Genomic DNA, 16,299 nt, shown 5'->3' with positions numbered 1-16,299 from the left:
TCAGCGTATCCTCCTTTTTCATTGACAAAAGAACATTTATTGAAGTAGCCTTGAAACGTACATACATATTTTATTGATTGGGGGAACGAACGCATGAGTCTTGAATCAAAAGAGAAAGCGTTTTATCAATTACTAGGAAAAATCGCCCATTATACAGAGGCGCTTCATTTACTTTATTGGGACTCTCGAACACAAGCGCCTAAAAAAAGCGCTGATTTCAGAGCAGAAACCATCGGTCAATTATCCAGCGATATCTTTAATATGAAGACTTCTGATGAAATGAGAGATCTTCTTGATGCATTAAATAAAGAGAAAGAAAAGCTGTCAAAAGACACGCAGAAGGCACTCGAATTATCGCAAAAAGAATATGATGAAAACAGCAAAATTCCAAAAGAAGAATTTAAAGAATACTCCATTCTACAATCAAAAGCAGAGCATGTTTGGGTAGAAGCAAGGGAGAAATCAGATTTTTCACTCTTTGCACCCTATTTAAAACAACTGATTGATTTTAACAAGCGTTTCATCCAGTATTGGGGCGTGAAAAAAACACCATATGATGTGCTGCTCAATAATTATGAGCCGGATATGACGGTTGAACAACTCGATCAAAAATTCGGTGCACTTCGAGACGCCATCGTTCCTCTCGTGAAAAAAATTGAAGCTTCGCCAAATAAACCAGATACTTCGTTTTTATCGAAAAGCTTCCCGATCGACAAACAAAAAGAGCTGAGTCTCTTTTTCTTAAAAGAGTTAGGGTATGACTTTGACGCAGGACGACTTGATACAACGGTTCATCCATTTGCTGTGACATTAAGCAGAGGGGATGTACGTGTGACGACGCGTTATGATGAGCACGATTTTCGCATGGCGATCTTTGGCACCATTCACGAATGCGGCCATGCCATTTATGAACAAAATATTGATGAGGCACTGAGCGGAACGCTCTTATGTGACGGCACATCAATGGGTATTCATGAATCACAGTCTCTTTTCTTTGAGAACTTTATCGGCAGACATGAAGATTTCTGGAAAACGTATTATCAAAAGCTGCAAGAGGCATCTCCTGAACAATTTAAAGATGTCACTTTAGAAGAATTTGTGCATGCGGTGAATGAATCGAAGCCGACTTACATTCGAATTGAAGCAGATGAACTCACGTATCCACTTCACATTATTATTCGCTATGAAATTGAAAAAGCCATTTTCAATGAAGAAGTAGCCGTTGAAGATCTGCCAGCGTTATGGAATGAAAAATATAAAGCATATCTTGGCATTACGCCGCCTAACGATGCGCTTGGTATTTTGCAGGATGTTCACTGGTCTGATGGTAGTTTTGGTTATTTCCCTTCATATGCACTTGGTTATATGTATGCGGCGCAATTAAAGCAGCAAATGATCAAAGATTTACCGAATTTTGATGAACTGATTCAAAATGGGTCTTTTGCACCGATAAAAGAATGGCTAACGGAACATGTCCACAAGCATGGAAAACGGAAAAAGCCATCTGAGATCATTCAAGACGCAACTGGTGAAGAATTAAATGTTCAATACTTAATTGATTATTTAACAGATAAGTACACGAAACTGTATTTATCATAAATGAAAGGCACCCTTTAATCAGCAGGGTGCTTTTTTGCTGGTTGAATATTCTAAAAACGAACGTTTAAAGCTTGATGATTATTTAAGTTCGGTATTTTTCTAGAAAAGTGCTTTCCAAGCGTCTGAAATCTTGTTATAATTTGAACACTATAACACTCATATAATCGCGTGATGATGGCACGCAAGTTTCTACCGGACACCGATACCGTCCGACTATGAGTGAGCAAAATGAAACAGCTTTTGTATGAGCTGAAGATCCCGTGGATCGTTTTCGCATTGCTTGCTCCTTAATGGACAGCAATGCTTTTTTTATGCAAAAAAATGAAAGTTGCTAATATGCTGGGAGGAAGAATGATGGAATTGTTACGTCAAAAGATAGAGAACGAAGGAATTGTTCTGTCAAATCAAGTGTTAAAGGTAGATGCTTTTTTAAATCATCAAATTGACCCTGTGTTAATGCATGAGATCGGTCAAGAGTTTGCTAGATTATTTAAGCATGATGGAATTACTAAAATTATCACAATCGAATCTTCTGGTATTGCACCTGCTGTCATGGCTGGACTTGCCCTTCATGTGCCAGTTGTTTTTGCCCGAAAGCGGCAATCACTTACTTTAACGGATAACCTTTTGACAGCAAGTGTGTATTCTTTTACCAAAAAAGTAGAAAGTACGATCGCTGTCTCTAACACGCACCTTAGTGAGGATGATTGTGTGTTAATCATCGACGACTTTTTAGCAAATGGAGAAGCCGCTAAGGGACTAGCTGCAATCGCAAAGCAAGCGAAAGCAAAAGTAGCTGGTTTTGGAATTGTTATCGAGAAATCATTCCAGCCTGGAAGAAAAGAGCTTGTGCAAATGGGCTATAGAGTCGAGTCACTCGCACGTATCGAATCGCTCGAGGAAGGAAAAGTCACGTTTGTACGCGAGGTACAATCATGAGTGCCGCTAAAAAAGCCAAAACCCTTTCGCTAGGGATACAGCATGTACTGGCGATGTATGCAGGTGCGGTTCTTGTCCCGCTCATTGTTGGAGATGCGCTTGGGCTCACGCCAGCCCAGCTGACGTACTTAATTTCGGCAGATATTTTCATGTGCGGCGCCGCCACACTGCTTCAAGTATGGAAAAACCGCTTTTTTGGCATCGGTTTGCCTGTTGTACTAGGCTGTACATTTACTGCGGTATCTCCTATGATTGCGATTGGCTCTAAATATGGAATTTCGTCTATATATGGAAGTATTATCGCCGCAGGGTGTATTGTCATTGCTCTTTCATTTTTCTTTGGGAAGCTTGTGAAATTCTTCCCGCCCGTTGTCACAGGTTCCGTCGTCACGATCATTGGAATTACCTTAATTCCGGTAGCCATGAACAATATGGCAGGTGGTGAAGGAAGTGCAGACTATGGTTCTTTTGAGAATCTTGGACTTGCTTTTCTAGTGTTGTTTATTATTGTCCTTCTCTATCGATTTACAAAGGGATTCATGAAAGCCATTGCCATCTTAATCGGCATTCTACTTGGGACAGCAGTTGCTGCTTTCTTAGGGAAGGTGGAGACGGCAGAAGTGGCGAATGCACAAGTTTTCCGCATCATTGAGCCTTTTTACTTTGGGTTGCCTACTTTTGAATTTGCACCAATCATGACAATGACATTAGTTGCCATTGTGTCATTAGTCGAATCAACGGGTGTATACTTTGCGCTCGGAGATTTAACGAATCGTTCATTAAAAGAGAAAGATTTAGCAAAGGGATATCGTGCAGAGGGAATTGCCGTCTTATTAGGCGGTATCTTCAACGCTTTTCCATACACAGCTTACTCTCAAAACGTTGGATTGATCCAATTAACAGGTGTGAAGAAAAATCAGGTCATTGTGGTGACAGGTGTATTATTAATGGTATTTGGCCTTTTTCCTAAAATCGCGGCATTTACAACGATTATTCCTAAATCCGTTCTAGGCGGTGCAATGGTCGCCATGTTTGGCATGGTCATTGCGTACGGGATTAAAATGCTCTCACGCGTCGATTTTGCAAAACAGGAAAACTTACTCATTGTCGCATGCTCAGTTGGCATCGGGCTCGGAGTAACGGTGGTACCGCAAATGTTTGATCATTTGCCAGAATCGATTAAATTGTTAACAAGTAACGGAATCGTCGCCGGAAGCTTTACCGCTATTTTGCTTCATATTATTTATCACATGATTCCTTTTAAAAAAGAAACAGAGCAGGAGCTAATGGAAGAACCTAAGCAATCTGTTATGTAAACACTTCTCTTGGAGAGGTGAAAGCCCGCATCCTTTGGATACGGGCTTGTTGTGATTAGTGCTATTAATGTTGTACCGGCGGCATTGTTTCGTTAATGACTGCAAATGTATAGCCCCTTGCTTTTAGTTGTGTAATCAGGCTATCTAAATAGTTCGTGGTAGAGGGTTGATCATGCATTAAAATAACTTTTGGTTCCCATGGTTTATTTTTCTCAAACATTTGCAGTTGATTCAATACCTCTGGAACATATTGTGAGTTTTTATATCTCCAGTCAAGGCTATCAATCGTCCAATCCCAGTAAATAAAGCCATTTTGGTTTAAACGTACTTTTTGATCATATGTTAAATTTGGAACACTGCCATAAGGTGTTCTCACAAGACGGGTATAAACGCCTGTAACAGAAGCAAGAATGAGCTGAGCTTCTTTCATTTCATTTGCGGGAGACTCACTGTTCTGATAAAAGCGGTTTATATCATGCGTCATGCCATGAAGCCCTAATTGATGTCCTTCTTGATAAAGTCTTTTCACCGCTGCTTGGTGAGCTTGGATTTGCGGTCCAAGCATGAAGAATGTCGCCTTCACTTGATGTGCTTTTAAGACATTTAACAGCTGATTTGATGTAGCAGAAGGGCCATCATCAAATGTTAAAAAGACCGTTTTATTCGTTGTCTGTTGGTTTGGATTGGTCCTAAATTGTTGATCCAATGTTCTTGTAGAATGATCTTTTGCTTTCAGACTGATACTTGTGTCTCGGAAGTCACTGCTAGTAACAATTTTTGCTTGCCCATTTGTCGCCTGCAAATGGGGTTTAGACATATCCCAGATAAAAACGAGAAACAGTGTAAGAAGCACTAAACCAATTATCTTCGAGAGAAATATCGTGTTGTAGGGTGTCTGTTTTTTGGACACCTTTTTCATGACAATCACTCCAGTCAATTAAATTTTGTGCCGAATCATGTAGTAGATTCTGTCTTTATTCACTATTTTTCATGGTGTTCATATTGATTAAGTATACAGGAAAAAAACACCTTTTTATATATAGTTATCAAATAAATTAGAATTTTATGGTTATTTATTTGTGTTGATCAGAAAAAAAGGTGATCCATTCATGTTTAAATGAAATAATTCTGAATAGTGATCGAAAAGTTGGTATTTATACGCTAAGATAGCAACAGATTTAACCATTAATGCGAAGTGAAAGGAGATTCCGTATGAAAGTGTTGTAAAATGACGATTTCAGTGAAAAAAGGATGCTCATGTGGATATTGGAGATAGAGGCTATCAAACGCGAAATACATAGAGAAAAGTCCTCCCCTACAAAATAAAGAAGAAACAAAAGAAAGCAAAGTCAGTACAACTGAATCAGAGATTGGCTACTATGTAAAAGGTGAACGTGAAAAGTCATTTGCTTATTCCTTTCATACAGCACTTTTACTTGAAGTAAAGGTGGGGTTTGTCTACGGTCTGCACTTCTCATTTGACAGGTGTTTTTTCATAAAGCTATGTTAAATAATTCTATTAAAATTGCATAAAAAAAGCAGGTTCGCTTGGCTTGGAACGAACCTGTGAAGGAGGAAAACTACATCATGTTTTCACCTATATTATCCAATATTTATCAATTGTCGTCAAGACAAAAAGTTAGACGGAGGAAAATATTTTGACTGAATTGTGTCGTTTTGGCATGTATATCCTTTTTTTGATTGGGGATATTAACCGAAAAAAGAGGTGAAACCGATGGCATACATTCTTTCAGTTGGAACAAGTCTGCCAAAACATCATGTGGATCAGCAAGCAGCTGCTCAATTTGCAAGGTCTCAATTTAAACGATCGTTTAAAGATATTGATCGGCTATTAAAAGCTTTTAATAATGGCGAAATAGAGAGCAGGCAGTTTGTACAGCCTATTGATTGGTATCAAGAACATCACTCTTTTGAAGAGAAAAACAACCTCTATATCGAAAAAGCATTGGCACATGCGAAAGAAGCCGTTTTTCACTGTCTTCATGAAACAGCGTTCCTTACAAAGCCAGTTCCTTTTGATGAGATTGATGCTTTGTTTTTCATCTCCAGTACAGGGTTATCAACACCAAGTCTTGATGCAAAGCTGATGAATGTTCTTCCATTTTCTCCTTATACGAAACGAGTGCCAATTTGGGGGTTAGGATGCGGGGGCGGGGCGGCAGGCTTATCCCGAGCTTATGAATACATCAGGGCGTATCCAGAAGCGAAAGTGCTCGTTGTTGCCTGCGAGCTTTGCAGCCTCACTTTTCAGCCGCAAGATCAATCAAAAAGCAATTTAATTGGAACCTCGCTGTTCGGTGACGGGACTGCGGCCGTTCTTTTAACTGGAGAAAAGGCTGCCTCTAAGTATACGCGGTTAAAAACAGTACCTAAAGTGCTTGGCACGCAGTCAGTGACCATGAAAGATTCTGAGGATGTGATGGGATGGGATTTTACCGCCGACGGATTTCGGGTCATCTTTTCACGTGACATTCCGTCCATCATTTCTGGGTGGTTAAAAGAGCAAGTGGATCAATTTTTACATCAGCTAGGATTTTCAACAGAGGATGTATCCGTTTTTCTTGCTCACCCTGGAGGAAAAAAAGTGATTGATGCCTATCTTGAAAGCCTATCTTTACAAGAGCATCAGCTATTTTCTTCAAAAGAGGTTCTGAAACAGCATGGAAACATGTCCTCTGCCACCGTTTTATATGTCATGAAGCATTTTCTTGAACATCAGTCACTAGATGCAGGACAGGTGGGGCTTTGCGGAGCACTTGGTCCAGGCTTTTCATCAGAATTATTGCTCATGAAATGGGAGGGGCTTTCGTGATGATTTTCTGGATAGTGATTGGCATTTTCATTTGTCAGCGCCTCATTGAAGTGCTTGTGGCGAAAAGAAATGAAAAGAAGGTGAAGGCGATCGGAGCGATTGAATTTGGTGCAAGCCATTATCCTTATATGGTCGCTATGCATGCAGCTTTTTTCCTCTCGCTTATTGGAGAGACATGGCTGCTGCATCGTCAACCGTCTCGTTTTTTCCTATTGCTGCTTGTGTTTCTGCTTGCTACCCAGGTGATTCGGTACTGGGCACTATGTTCACTTGGGACGTTTTGGAATACAAAAATCTTAGTCGTTCCAAATGCGATGATTGTGAAAAAGGGGCCGTATCGCTGGTTAAAGCATCCTAACTATGTGGTGGTGGCGATTGAACTGATGTTCATTCCGCTGCTATTTAACGCATTTATTACTGCCATTTTGTTTACGTGTTTAAATGGATGGATGATGATGGTCAGAATACAAACAGAGGAAAAAGCACTGAATCAGTATTTACTAAATTAATATTGAAAATCATTATCAATTGTGCTACACTTTCATTAATGATAAACATTCTCAATCATGAAGGATGGACGGTGATCACATGACAATGATTTTCTTACTCGGTACGGTCTGTGTATACAGCTTATTGATTGGCTTCGTATTAAAAGGTGTTTCAAAAAAATCTGCTTCCTGATTGCAGTCCATTGTGACTGATCGGGCAGCAGATTTTTTTATTTCCTCAGATCAGAAGAAAAATCTCTTTATTTTGTGTAAAATGGTACACATACATAACTGACTTTTCTAAAAACAAAGGGGTTTATCGTCATGAAAGACTTGTCTATTCGAGATTCGCTCGTTCAAACTACAGGTGCTTTATATCAAAGCCTTCTGAAAAGGGATGATCACGAGCGCGCAGCCAAACTTGCATCTATTATGAAAAAGGAAGCTGAAGAAGAAGTATATATCGCATTTACCGGCCACTATTCTGCTGGTAAGTCATCACTAGTGAATCATCTTCTTCATGATCACATCCTGCCCACAAGCCCAATTCCAACGAGTGCAAACTTGGTTGTTGTCAGGAAAGGGGTCAGTGAAGTTCAGCTCCATACGTCTGATGGACGTTTTGCAAAAATGAGCGGTTCTTATGATAAAGAAGCGGTGCAGCGTTTTTGTAAAGATGGGGAACAAATTGAGATGGTGGAAATTAGCGGTGATTATAGTGGACTTGAAGAAAAAGTGGCACTCATTGATACACCGGGAATTGATTCAACGGATCATGCGCACTTTTTATCCGCTGCTTCTATTCTTCATCAAGCGGATGCTCTTTTTTATGTCGTTCATTATAACCATGTCCATTCTGAAGAAAACATTCGCTTCATTCGCTCGATTAAAGAGAAAGTGCCCAATCTTTATTTCATCGTCAATCAAGTGGATCGGCATGATGAACAAGAGACAACTTTTGAAAACTACAAAAAACAAGTCGTTGAGATGCTTTTAAAAGAAGGCATTGAAGAAGAACATCTATATTTTACTTCTGTGACGGATGAGGCACACCCAAAAAACGAAATGATCCGTTTAGTGAAGAAACTACAAGAATTACAAACCATGCCTAAAGCATCACTTCGAGCCTATACAGAGCAGAAAATCGAACATGTTTTAAAAGAACATATAGACTCGTTAAAAGAAGAACTGCATGAAGAGGACCTTGATAAGCAGCTTCAAGAAAAAAGGAATGAAGTGAAAGAACTAGAAGAGAAACGCCGATTTATTGAAAATGGTGCAAAGCAGGTAGAAGATGAAGTGTCTTCTGAAGTAGAGAACATCTTAAAAAATGCAAACCTCACGCCATTTAAGATGCGAGAGCTTGCAAGTGACTATATCGAATCGAAAGCACCTGGCTTTAAAGTGGGTTTACTTTTTGCCAAAAATAAAACCGAGCAGGAAAAGGAAAAGCGGGCAAATGATTTCTTAGCAGATGTAAAAAAGAGAATGAAAGCAGAAGTTGACTGGCACATTGCCGAGCTCCTCAAAAAAGAAATAAAACAGCATCAGCTTGGGGAAGCGTTATTAGACAAAGCCATGGCATTTGAGACACCTATTGAAGAATCCCTGCTTGAAAAGGTCATTCACCAAGGGGCAACTTTTTCTAACGAATATGTTCTTCAATATGCGAAAGATGCTGGTGAAGCATTGAAAAGACAGGCGAAACAGCAAGCACTTCAATTGATTGAACAGATGATTGAAACCTTGAAAGACCAGCTCAAGAATGAACAGGAGAAGCAAGAGGAAAAATGGGAGCAAGCGAAACAAGAGCTTCAGAGCCTTGAGGAGTATAACGAAAAAAATGAACAAATAAGACAGGATATTCAGCATTTATGGGATATTTGGCAAAACGGAACGGATGAGCATATCCCAGGCGACTGGTTTTATGCGAAAAAGCAATGGATGCAGCACGACCAGCTGGAGAAGAATCGCGCATCAATTCATGTTGAAGAGAGCGATCAAGCTGCTGAACGGACAAAGCGCGATCAATACCGTCAATCGCAGCATTTAACAACAGCACAATCGATTGCACAATTTAAAGAGCTTTCCCGCATTTTATCGCCTTTAGATATTCTAAAGTCTCAAAGAGATTCCTTTGAAAAACGAACAGAACGGCTGCAGGCAAAAGAATTTACACTCGCATTATTTGGCGCTTTTAGTTCTGGAAAATCTTCTTTTGCCAATGCGCTTGTTGGACGGAAGGTGTTACCATCATCTCCTACGCCAACAACTGCGACAATTAACAAACTGACACGACCTACGGAAGATCATCCTCATGAAAGTGTTAAAGTGGTGTTTAAAACCAAGCAGGACATTCTAGAAGAACTCGATCAGATTCTTGGATTTTCGATCACAACAGAAAAAGGAGATTCGTTTAAGGCAAAGCTGGAAAGAGTGCTGAAAAAACGGCAGCTCGAACAGGATCACCGAATCATTGTAGAACATTTTCTACAAGCCTATGCCAAGTTTCATGATGACATTGACAACCAAACCAATTTACATGTCACACTTCAAGAATTAAAGCCTTATGTAGCGGAAGAATCTGTTTCTTGTGTGGTGAAGGAAGTGACGGTGTATTTAAGTACACCTCTGACAGATAAAGGGCTGACGATTGTCGATACACCAGGTGCTAGCAGTATGAATAAGCGTCATACAGAAATCGCCTTCCAGTATATGAAGGATGCAGACGCCCTTCTTTATTTAACGTATTATCAGCATTCTTTCTCAAAAGCTGATCGCTCATTTTTACGGAAGCTTGGACTCGTAAAAGATTCCTTTAGCATGGATAAAATGTTCTTTATCATCAATGCAGCTGATTTGGCTAAGGATCAAGCAGAGCTTGAAACCGTATTTGACTATGTACGAAGCGAGCTCACAAAAGAAGGCATCCGCAATCCAAACCTGCATCATGTGTCTAGTAAGGAAGAGATCGAAGGGAAAGAGCCGACATCTTATAATCAATATGCAACACTGAGAAAACAGCTTGACTATTTTATTGAGGAAGAATTAACGAAAGATGCCATTGAACTTTTGCATTTTGAAGCTAATACATTATGTACAACGGTCGATAGACTACGTGCGACCTTGCATCAATCAGAAGATGAGAAAGAAGCTGAAAAGAAAAACATCAAGACATCCTATGAAGCCATTCTCGAAAAAATGCAAGATGTGAAACGGTCTAAGCTTGTGACTGAAAGCGTAAAAAAAGACGTGCATGAACAGCTCTATCATATTGTACAGCGGCTTTCATTATTTGCGAATGATCTATTAAAGTCGGCTTTTTATCCTGGCATATCTCAAGGGAATTTTGGTCAGCAGTTAAAAAAGGCACTTGAGAAAGCGTTAAAGGAGTATGAATTTGAATTTGTGCAGGAGCTCAAGGCACTTGATATCCGAATGGAATCGTTTATCCACCATTATTTCCAGGAGGAGTGGGAAAAAGGGATGCAGGCTGCATGTGCGGAAAATCCTTACTTTTCTCTCAGCCTGTCAGCCCCTGAGGAGAAAAACGCTGAGCTAAAACAAATTGAAGTCGAAGCAGAGATTGCACCATTTGAGCCGCTTTTAAAGAAACAAAAATCAGCGAAAGCCTTCTTTGAACAAAATGAAAAGGCTACGTTTATTGAAGCCATTCGAGATGTTCTACATCAAATGACAACACGTTGGGCAGATAACGAAAAAGAAGAGTTGCTGAGCAGATATGAAAAGCTAGTGAAGACCTATACGGAAAGGTACGAACAAGATGCTCTCCAACAGCTCAATGAGCAAAAACAGACATTTATGACAAGCCTTACAACAGATGCTGAAAAACAGGCGATCATTGAACAAGTTTATGAACAAACAAATGAATGGAAGAACCAGTTGAAAACGATATGATTCATGATAGACTATATAAAAAAGAAAGCAGTTGATAGACGATGACGAGCGTACACGAAGAAATTTCTGCACATTCACAGAAACAACATGCCCACATCCAATCTTTTCTTGCACTTGAACAAAAAAGAGAGCAGGCGATTGAATCGGCTGTGAAAAAATGTGAACACAATGAACCATTTTCAACAGATGAGATCAACGCCATTACGTCTAAAATGAATGAGCTTGCCCGAGGCGGAATTGTTCCCCTTCGTAAACATGTCACGATTGAGATGGTGGAGGAATACACCCAGCGTAAACAGAAATAAAGAGTAACTTTCTCATTTTTGGTCATCTTAACAAATGAACCAGAAAGGGGAATGATCATGGCAAAAAAGCAAAACGTAAAGCAGCAGGAGGAGCGCATGCCGAAGGAAAAAGGCATGCCATCCTACGCAGAAGCGGAAACGAAAAAAATGCAATATGGTAAAAAGTAATCGGGCTGCCTCTTCTTTATCAAAAGAAGAAGGCGCCTTTTTTATGTTCGTTTCGATGTTCTATGATAGAATAGGAGTATTGTTTATAAAAAGGGAGTTTAGATGAATGAATAAACACGTACTACTTGTAGATGGCATGGCACTTCTTTTTAGGTCGTTTTATGCGACGGCTGTCCATCGCAATTTTATGATAAATGATCGTGGTGTGCCGACAAATGGAGTGAATGGGTATTTGAAGCATTTGTTAACAGCTGTCCAAACATTTGAACCGACTCATATCGTATGCTGCTGGGATATGGGGAGCCAGACATACCGGAACGAATTGTTTCAAGATTATAAAGCCAATCGAGGCGAGGCGCCTGTTGAGCTTATCCCGCAGTTTGATTTAGCAAAAGAGGCGACAGAAGAACTGGGGATCATGAACATTGGTGTGAAAGGTTTTGAAGCAGATGATTGTATTGGAACGCTTGCATCAATCTATCAAAACGAAGCACATGTGACCGTTTTAACAGGAGATAAAGATTTGCTGCAGATCTTGAATGAACAAGTGACCGTGGCTTTAATGCAAAAAGGCATCGGGAATTATAAGCATTATACAAAATCCCTTTTTGAAGAGGAAATGGGCATATCTCCAAAGGCGCTGATTGATATGAAAGCGCTGATGGGTGATTCTAGCGATAATTACCCTGGTGTAAAAGGAATCGGCGAAAAAACAGCGTTGAAATTTATTCAAACGTATCAAACGATTGATCGACTGTTAGAAAATGTTCATGCATTAACGGCAGCTCAGCAAAAGAAAATGCAAGCAGGATTAGAAGATCTGAAGCTATCTCGTATACTGGCAGAAATTAAATGTGATGTACCACTCAGCTGTCCGATTGACGAAACAAAAATAAAAATGGACCCAGAGCGGGCAGCGGCAATGCTTCGCTTGCATCAAATCAAAGGGATCGAACCAATGGTTAACCGCTTAAGTCAATTAGGAATCAGTTAAGGTTAGAAAAAAAAGAAAGGGCTAAAATCAAGTTCATTTTAGCCCTTTGTGTTGCTTTTTTTCGCCTTATTTTCTAATTGCGATATTGGCTGTTTATCTTTTGTTTGCGCATCACCTTGAGGAGTCGTTCCGTTTGTCACACGGCCTCTGTTCTCTTTATCCAATTCGTATCACCTCACACATTAGCATAACCAAAAGAAAAGCGATTCATCCTTTTGAAAGGTGAATCGCTTTTCTAGCGAGCTGATCAGCCACTTGATTTTCCTTGCTCGGAATCCACTTAATGAAAAATAAATCAAATTCGTTTTGAAGCTGCAGCATTTCTTCGATAAAATGACGAAAAGATGGATTTTTGGCAAATCCTGCATTGGCTGCACGATCCACTACTTGTGAATCAGTGCGGAATGAAACGGTCCGTAATCCTTTTTCTACGCAAATTTTCATGCCTTCAATGAGCGCGGAAAACTCTGCTTCATGATTGCTCATGATGCCAAGAGGAATGGAGAAAGACTCAGCTTTTCCGTCATATTTCAAGAAAATGCCGATGCCAGATGGACCTGGGTTTCCGGCACTAGCACCGTCAATATATATTTCAGCTGGCAATTTATTTCCCCCTTTCATCAATCGGAACCATTTTTTTCGCCGCATAGGCATAAGGTGTGCCAATGGCAGCGACGATAAATTTAATCACATAAGTCGTGATGAAAATTTCGATCCATATATGAAATGGGTAGGTCCCAAGAAAGGCAATGGTTGTGAAAACGAGTGTATCAAGTAGCTGGCTAATCATTGTACTCCCCGCATTTCGCAGCCAGAGCGCACCATCTGAAGGAAATATCCGGCGAATAAACGAATATACATAAACATCTAACATTTGACTGATGATATAAGCAGCAAGACTACCAAGAGCGACCCTTGGCATAAAGCCAAATATCGTTTCTAATGATGATTGGGAAATGTCAGATGGAGCGGGATGGAAAAGCAAAGCCTCCTGCATGACAACAGTTAATGTTAAAAGGGTGGCAAAGCCAATCCAGACAGCTTTTTTCGCTTCGGTTTGTCCATATTTTTCATTTAGGACGTCCGTTGCAAAGAACACACTGCCATATAAAATGTTGCCAAGTGTTGCTGTTAAGCCAAATAATTCAACGGTTTTGACCACTTGTAAATTGGCAGCAACTGTTGCAAAACCAATCCATACGAAAAGCCCCATCTTGCCAAATCCTTTATAAAATAGAAGAACAATGATAAAATTAATGATCGCAAATAAGATCCAAATACCTTCATTAAACAAGTGACATGAACTTCCTTTCTAAATGTAAAATGTAACTTTTTGATTATAGCATAACGTATGTTTACCTTAAAAGGGTTGTACTAGCGTACTAGCGATGATGACATCATCCGCAAACATAATGTTATTTCGGTCGACTTCTATTTTATTGAGGCCTTTTTTTATTTTAGTAGCCTTTTTTCTTTGAGACGGAGCATAGTATTACAGAGATTTGGATAAATCCGCAGTGGATGCGTATATGTACCAAACTGTTCATCAAGGGTAATCTGAACTTAATGAATTAAATAAATTCTAGAAGGGCAGGAGACGAATTTGAGAAAACAGCATTGGGACACAACCAAAATACCTGATCAAAAGGGAAAGGCTATTATCGTAACAGGCTCAACGAGCGGTCTTGGTAAAGAAGCTGTAAAAACCATTGCAGGTAAGAACGCAAAGGTTATTATGGCTGTAAGGAATGTAGATAAAGGTAAAGAAGTAGTCAACGATATCAAAAGGGAATTTAAACATGCGGATATTGACGTTTGGAAATTAGACTTAGCCAATCTGAGTTCTATTCGAGCTTTTGCAAATGTAATGGTGGAAAACTATGATCGGTTGGATATACTGATTAATAATGCAGGAATTATGTTTCCTCCTTACTCTAAAACCGTTGATGGGTTCGAGAATCAGTTCGGAACCAATCATCTAGGCCACTTTGCGTTAACTGGCTTACTTATGCCTCTTTTGAAAAAGACAGAAGGATCAAGAATTGTCGTGCTATCCAGTTTAGGCCATACGATGGGAAAACTCGATTTTGAAGATTTGAACTGGGAAGCGAGAAAATATGATACACAGAAGGCTTACGGTGACAGTAAATTAGCAAACCTTTACTTCACGTATGAACTTGCAAGAAGGCTCAAAAGAGAAGGTGATCACCCAAGAATTACGGCTGCACATCCGGGTTGGACAGCTACAGACTTACAGAGAAATTCAGCTTTTATGAGCAGGATGAATAGGTTTTTTGCACAGCGTGTGCATATGGGGGTTTTACCTACCCTTCGAGCTGCTTTTGATGAAGAGGCTAAAGCCGGAGATTTTTTTGGACCATCCAAATTGATGAATATGAGAGGGTATCCTGTAGCACATCAATCTAACAAACTATCGTATGATGAGACAATTTCAAGAGAATTATGGAAGCGTTCAGAGGAAATGACGGGAATAAAATTCTAACCTGAAGTAGAACGTTTATTCAAAGTAAAGAGAATTGAAATCATGAAAGAGTACAGACTATTTGTAATCATAAAAGGATGATAAGATGCACGAAACGACAAGGATTGATTCAATTTCTTCATTACATGAGTTTTTGGGGTATGACAAACCCAAACATCCTCAGATAACATGTATAGAACTAAACAAATTTAATCCTACAATGGTACATCAGACCAAACAGTTTATCAATGGATTTTATACGATATCATTAAAAAACGGTGCGAATTTTGATATCAAATATGGTCGACGCTACTATGATTTTAGTGAAGGAAGTATGATCTTCGTGGCACCGGAACAGTTATTAACGGTTGACTATGATCCAGGTGATACCGTTTCCGAAGGTTGGATGCTATGTTTTCATCCGGATTTGATTAGAAAAAGTTCATTAGGAAGTAAAATGGATGAGTATTCTTTCTTTTCTTATGCAGCTAACGAGGCACTTCATTTATCAGAGAAGGAGAAGGATACTGTAACAAAAATAGTGCACATCATAATTGAAGAGTGCAATCAAAATATAGATATATACTCGTCAGACTTAATTGTTTCCAGTCTTGAAGTATTGCTTAACTATGCACAACGATTCTATGGGAGACAATTTATTACCAGAAAAACGATTCATCATGATGTGGTAGACAAATTTGAACAATTGTTAAAAGAAAGCTTTTCCTTGCAGTATCTGGGTGAGAACGGTATACCTAGTGTTAAAGAGCTTGCGAAAGGAATGGGGTACTCAACAAATTACTTAAGTGATTTGTTAAAGAGAGAAACGGGAAAAAATACACAAGAACATATTCATTATCAGATCATCAATCATGCAAAAAACTTGCTATCCGGTACTTCAGAACCGATCTCTAATATTGGTTATAAACTTGGTTTCGAATACCCGGCCAATTTTTCCAAATTCTTTAAATCACGAACAGGAATGTCGCCGAATCAATTTAGAAAAAATTAGAGCAGATCGAACAAGCTAGAAAAAGAGCTAAGCGACAAGCTAGTTCCTGCATTCTACAGGAGCCAGCTTGTTTATATTTTTTCTTCGTTGTAAAAAATCGGATCAACTCTTCAATTCTCTTTTGTACCTCATCCAAACTTCGTATATCATTGGGATAAAGTGGTTTCGCGTTTAAATGCAAGAAAAAGCTCCTAACAACTGAATTGTCAAAGTAATTATCACGATGTGTCATGCTGATTTTGGTA

General features: G+C 39.4%; 15 protein-coding genes and 1 riboswitch. Of the genes, 11 read left to right on the top strand and 4 right to left on the bottom strand.

Features of this window, described 5'->3' with window-relative positions:
• The first annotated feature begins 93 nt into the window (after positions 1-93).
• From MHI20_RS03905 to pbuX, 3 genes are all read left to right on the top strand, one after another.
• Entirely contained in the window at positions 94-1,599 is a 1,506-nt protein-coding gene (locus MHI20_RS03905; RefSeq protein WP_024718539.1) for a carboxypeptidase M32, read from the top strand.
• Between the two features lie 136 nt (positions 1,600-1,735).
• Positions 1,736-1,835: riboswitch (purine riboswitch) on the top strand.
• Between the two features lie 118 nt (positions 1,836-1,953).
• A complete protein-coding gene (gene xpt, locus MHI20_RS03900) occupies positions 1,954-2,538 on the top strand; it encodes a xanthine phosphoribosyltransferase (RefSeq protein ID WP_008346333.1) in 585 nt (194 codons plus the stop codon).
• Complete coding sequence (gene pbuX / locus MHI20_RS03895; protein ID WP_039165638.1) at positions 2,535-3,854, top strand: xanthine permease PbuX; 1,320 nt, start codon at positions 2,535-2,537, stop codon at positions 3,852-3,854. The genes xpt and pbuX overlap by 4 nt, the downstream gene beginning before the upstream one ends.
• A gap of 64 nt (positions 3,855-3,918) precedes the next feature.
• Here pbuX and MHI20_RS03890 read toward each other — a convergent pair whose 3' ends face one another.
• Positions 3,919-4,773, bottom strand: a complete 855-nt coding sequence (locus tag MHI20_RS03890) for a polysaccharide deacetylase family protein (RefSeq protein WP_340936825.1) — start codon at positions 4,771-4,773, stop codon at positions 3,919-3,921.
• A gap of 816 nt (positions 4,774-5,589) precedes the next feature.
• Between MHI20_RS03890 and MHI20_RS03885 the strand changes: the two genes are divergently transcribed.
• From MHI20_RS03885 to MHI20_RS03860, 6 genes are all read left to right on the top strand, one after another.
• Complete coding sequence (locus MHI20_RS03885) at positions 5,590-6,687, top strand: type III polyketide synthase (protein ID WP_135009185.1); 1,098 nt, start codon at positions 5,590-5,592, stop codon at positions 6,685-6,687.
• Positions 6,687-7,196 carry an isoprenylcysteine carboxyl methyltransferase family protein gene (locus MHI20_RS03880; protein WP_144610229.1) on the top strand — a complete coding sequence of 170 codons (510 nt, stop codon included), beginning with the start codon at positions 6,687-6,689 and terminating at the stop codon, positions 7,194-7,196. The genes MHI20_RS03885 and MHI20_RS03880 overlap by 1 nt, the downstream gene beginning before the upstream one ends.
• A 64-nt stretch (positions 7,197-7,260) precedes the next feature.
• A complete protein-coding gene (fbpC, locus tag MHI20_RS03875; protein WP_306172627.1) occupies positions 7,261-7,368 on the top strand; it encodes a Fur-regulated basic protein FbpC in 108 nt (35 codons plus the stop codon).
• Positions 7,369-7,499: 131 nt separating this feature from the next.
• Entirely contained in the window at positions 7,500-11,093 is a 3,594-nt protein-coding gene (locus tag MHI20_RS03870) for a dynamin family protein (RefSeq protein ID WP_340936821.1), read from the top strand.
• Between the two features lie 41 nt (positions 11,094-11,134).
• The gene (locus MHI20_RS03865; RefSeq protein ID WP_008346351.1) at positions 11,135-11,398 is read left to right on the top strand and encodes a YpbS family protein; all 264 of its coding nucleotides are present in this window, start codon (positions 11,135-11,137) and stop codon (positions 11,396-11,398) included.
• Positions 11,399-11,672: 274 nt separating this feature from the next.
• Positions 11,673-12,560: a 5'-3' exonuclease gene (locus tag MHI20_RS03860; RefSeq protein WP_340936817.1), complete on the top strand. Its 888-nt coding sequence runs from the start codon at positions 11,673-11,675 to the stop codon at positions 12,558-12,560.
• A 38-nt stretch (positions 12,561-12,598) separates the two neighbouring features.
• Here MHI20_RS03860 and MHI20_RS03855 read toward each other — a convergent pair whose 3' ends face one another.
• The 3 genes from MHI20_RS03855 to MHI20_RS03845 are packed head-to-tail and all read right to left on the bottom strand — an operon-like array spanning position 12,599 to position 13,854.
• Entirely contained in the window at positions 12,599-12,724 is a 126-nt protein-coding gene (locus MHI20_RS03855) for a hypothetical protein (RefSeq protein WP_008346357.1), read from the bottom strand.
• A 43-nt stretch (positions 12,725-12,767) separates the two neighbouring features.
• On the bottom strand, positions 12,768-13,163 hold the full coding sequence (locus tag MHI20_RS03850) for a reverse transcriptase-like protein (protein WP_079919900.1): 396 nt from the start codon (positions 13,161-13,163) through the stop codon (positions 12,768-12,770).
• Position 13,164: 1 nt separating this feature from the next.
• Positions 13,165-13,854, bottom strand: a complete 690-nt coding sequence (locus MHI20_RS03845; protein WP_007500834.1) for a queuosine precursor transporter — start codon at positions 13,852-13,854, stop codon at positions 13,165-13,167.
• A 309-nt stretch (positions 13,855-14,163) separates the two neighbouring features.
• On the opposite strand from MHI20_RS03845, the gene MHI20_RS03840 reads away from it, so the two are divergent.
• Both MHI20_RS03840 and MHI20_RS03835 read left to right on the top strand, forming a co-directional pair.
• On the top strand, positions 14,164-15,063 hold the full coding sequence (locus MHI20_RS03840; RefSeq protein ID WP_340936811.1) for an oxidoreductase: 900 nt from the start codon (positions 14,164-14,166) through the stop codon (positions 15,061-15,063).
• Positions 15,064-15,148: 85 nt separating this feature from the next.
• Positions 15,149-16,054: a helix-turn-helix domain-containing protein gene (locus MHI20_RS03835; protein ID WP_138278656.1), complete on the top strand. Its 906-nt coding sequence runs from the start codon at positions 15,149-15,151 to the stop codon at positions 16,052-16,054.
• Positions 16,055-16,299 lie beyond the last annotated feature (245 nt).

This window comes from Bacillus sp. FSL K6-1106 (assembly GCF_038005245.1).
GTDB classification, from domain to species: domain Bacteria; phylum Bacillota; class Bacilli; order Bacillales; family Bacillaceae; genus Bacillus; species Bacillus altitudinis.
This window is presented reverse-complemented; position numbering and strand designations above follow the sequence as displayed.